Genomic DNA, 2,189 nt, shown 5'->3' with positions numbered 1-2,189 from the left:
ACCGCAACACCGCAGCAGCCCACCAAGCTGTAGGACAGCTAGATGTCGCACCGCTTGAGGGAGCAGTGCATAATCGCCTAGATATGATCAATGATTTATCGGATGAAGGATTGGGATACTGGGACAAAGTGCGCGAAGTCGCAAATGTCAAAGAGCATCCAGTAGGTGAGATTGCGCATGATGAAAATGGCAATGTCCTCTATTTAACCGATGAAAATGGAGAGTATATAAAAGGCAGTGATGGAAAACCAATAATTCTGTATCGCTATTTAAAACCAGAGGAAGAAAAGCATTTACAAGCTGGTTCTGATGGCAACAGGCGTATGTTCTATAATGGTATTTTTAACACACCAGATGAGGCTGCCTATCGTGCTGTCCAATTAGCTGATAATGCGCATGAACCCCTTTATTTTACATACCACCCACAAGCTAAAGACAGGCTCGTAGAGTATGGGGTAGCAATTTATGAGTATTTTGGGGGATGGAGTAATTCGGCCAAGAAATTCCAAGATTTTACCTCTCGTTATGGTAATGACAAGGCTATTGTTAGTGCGCATAGTCGTGGTAGCTTAACAGTAGGCAATGGACTGCGTGACTTTGAAAAGCGCGGCATTCACGGTATAGCAGAAAAAACAGATATCTATCTTTTTGGACCAGCGGATCATGCTCGATCTATAGCGAATGCATTATATGTCGTAAGCGATGGCAAAAATGATCATGTTTACTTACAAAGCCATGCATCTGACCCCATTAGCACGTTGTTTGGTTACAATGCACCTACTTTTTATAAAGTACCTTTAAATCTAGATGTTTCACTTTTGGAGAAAGGTATAAAAAATCCTTTATATATGACGCTGTTTGTAGGAACCAGTTTATTGACTACAGCAACCTCTCCATTGATAGAGGGAGGGAGGGCGTTAGGCGGGTATGATCCTAGTCCCCATAATTGTTATGGTGATGCAAGTAAAGCGTGTATAACTAATTATGGAATACCGCCTACTAAACAAATTAATTCAACTTATTCAATTTTAGAGCATTTATGGAAGAAAAAATGAGACAAATTTTGAAATTATTGAGTGGTATAGTCCTATTAAGTGTAGCTGGATGTGACATTGAAAACATTGATAAGCCTCCTCCAGAGTATGTGAGTATGTGGGAGAAGGTAGGTGCAGATTCTACTGAAGTAGGAAAAGCCTTGTTAGAATGCGGAATGCCAAGCATTTTTGATATTGATTCAGAAAACAGAAAGCTTAGTATTAATGAGGATGCAACAATTTATGCTTGCATGGTTCAATCAGGATTCCATTATAAAGGGAGAGGAAACTGGTGTTATACATTTAGAGAAGAAAACCTTCCCATTTGTCAGCCTGGTGCTGTCATTCCGAAGAGAAGTGTCGAAAAGCGCTTAAACAGCCCGTTTTGTAAAAGAAGTCCAGTACAACCTGAATGCAAGCCTTAAGTGATGATCAACAATCCGCCATCCTTGCCTTCGCTTGGAATGGTGGGATTGTTTTCTCAACCAATCATCTCAATATTGTTCACCGTTGTTTTAAGCAGCGGTGACAGGAAATATCAACAGGTTTATGAGCTCTGTTTTATCGTAAATAAATCCATTGAAAGAGGGGAAAAATGAAGAAAATCTTAAAACTGTTGAGTTGCATGGCTTTGTTAAGTATCGCTGGATGTGACTCAAAGCCTCCTTCAAAATACTTTGTTATATGGCAAAAGCCAGATGCAGATTCTACTGAAGTAGCAAAAGCATTGTTAGAGTGTGGTAAGCCAACTCCTTATAATGCCGATACAGAAAATAGTGGATTAGGTTTCGGTGAATGGGCAATAATTCATACTTGTATGCTTCAATCTGGCTTCCACTATAGAAGTGAAAATGGAAAGTGGTGTGAAAATTGTCAAGATGATAGGATTCCGGTGTATCCTCTTAGTGGTTCTATCACGCCTCAGCGAAGTGTTGAGAGACGCTTAAATAGCCCTTATTGTAAAAAACATTCAGAACAACTTGAATGCCAGCCTTAAGTCTTGCTTCAGCAGAGAAAGCCTTGAATTTACACCAAATAAAGCACCAGGTTTGATGAGCTTGAGAAAGCCTTGTCCGTCCTTACGTGACAAGGTTTTCTTTTTATGCCGCGTCGTTATAACGTTGCTGTTTTGCTTGCTCGATGACATTCAAAAGA

The 2,189-nt window shown here is 40.1% G+C and carries 2 protein-coding genes and 1 pseudogene; all 3 read left to right on the top strand.

The window, feature by feature from the left end; genetic code table 11:
• A pseudogene (locus tag ACFIM6_RS09760) lies at positions 1 to 1,055 on the top strand (filamentous hemagglutinin); the annotation flags it as partial.
• A complete protein-coding gene (locus ACFIM6_RS09755; protein ID WP_041581383.1) occupies positions 1,052 to 1,459 on the top strand; it encodes a hypothetical protein in 408 nt (135 codons plus the stop codon). The pseudogene ACFIM6_RS09760 and the gene ACFIM6_RS09755, both read left to right, overlap by 4 nt.
• A 170-nt stretch (positions 1,460 to 1,629) precedes the next feature.
• Entirely contained in the window at positions 1,630 to 2,031 is a 402-nt protein-coding gene (locus tag ACFIM6_RS09750; protein ID WP_375612658.1) for a hypothetical protein, read from the top strand.
• Positions 2,032 to 2,189 lie beyond the last annotated feature (158 nt).

Source organism: Bartonella sp. AA9NXGY (assembly GCF_042196845.1).
Classification (GTDB): Bacteria; Pseudomonadota; Alphaproteobacteria; order Rhizobiales; family Rhizobiaceae; genus Bartonella.
The sequence above is the reverse complement of the archived record's forward strand: the minus strand, read 5'-3'. Positions and strand labels throughout refer to the sequence as shown.

Bases quoted from the DNA above. Each gene is read 5' to 3' on its own strand.
- ACFIM6_RS09750 (WP_375612658.1), top strand. From the start codon at position 1,630: ATGAAGAAAATCTTAAAACTGTTGAGTTGCATGGCTTTGTTAAGTATC.
- ACFIM6_RS09755 (WP_041581383.1), top strand. From the start codon at position 1,052: ATGAGACAAATTTTGAAATTATTGAGTGGTATAGTCCTATTAAGTGTA.